This is a genomic window from Spiroplasma sp. ChiS (assembly GCF_002968355.1).
Taxonomy (GTDB): domain Bacteria; phylum Bacillota_I; class Bacilli_A; order Mycoplasmatales; family Mycoplasmataceae; genus Spiroplasma; species Spiroplasma citri.
The window spans coordinates 1-780 of record NZ_PUUH01000222.1 but is presented as its reverse complement, the minus strand read 5'-3'; the positions used below and the strand labels follow the sequence as shown (position 1 = coordinate 780).

The 780-nt window shown below is 55.9% G+C and carries 1 protein-coding gene; it reads right to left on the bottom strand.

Features of this window, described 5'->3' with window-relative positions:
- Nucleotides 1-67: 67 nt before the first annotated feature.
- Nucleotides 68-604: a bacterioferritin gene (bfr, locus tag C6B38_RS05895; RefSeq protein WP_199558597.1), complete on the bottom strand. Its 537-nt coding sequence runs from the start codon at nt 602-604 to the stop codon at nt 68-70.
- Nucleotides 605-780 lie beyond the last annotated feature (176 nt).

Here is a 780-nt window from a genome sequence, read left to right as displayed (position 1 = left end):
GCTAACCCGCGATCGAGCCTGAGCCCCATGAAAAAGCCCCTGTCATCTCACGGTGACAGGGGCTTTTTTACATCTCAGGATTGACGCATCAACCGTAGGAGCGAGCTTGCTCGCAAACCGGTATCCACGCCTTATGCAGTCAGAACTGCGACTGCAGGTAGTTCTCCAGCCCGATGGATTTGATCAGGCCCAACTGCTTCTCCAGCCAGTAGGTGTGGTCTTCCTCGGTATCTGCCAACTGGATACGCAGAATATCGCGGCTGACGTAGTCCTTGTGCAGTTCACACAGCTCGATGCCTTTGCACAGCGCAGCGCGAACCTTGTATTCAAGGCGCAAGTCGCTGGCCAGCATGTCCGGCACCGTGGTCCCGGTGTCGAGATCGTCAGGACGCATGCGCGGCGTACCTTCCAGCATCAGAATGCGGCGCATCAGGGCATCGGCGTGTTGCGCCTCTTCTTCCATTTCGTGGTTGATACGCTCGTAGAGCTTGGTAAAGCCCCAGTCTTCGTACATCCGCGAGTGGATGAAATATTGGTCGCGTGCTGCCAGTTCGCCCGTCAGCAACGTGTTGAGGTAATCGATTACGTCCGGGTGACCTTGCATCGCCCTACATCTCCCTGCTTGAAAGTCGATAGTGTGAACCAAGCTGACTTGCAGTCGCGTGCTGCCAGTTCGCCCGTCAGCAACGTGTTGAGGTAATCGATTACGTCCGGGTGACCTTGCATCGCCCTACATCTCCCTGCTTGAAAGTCGATAGTGTGAACCAAGCTGACTTGCAG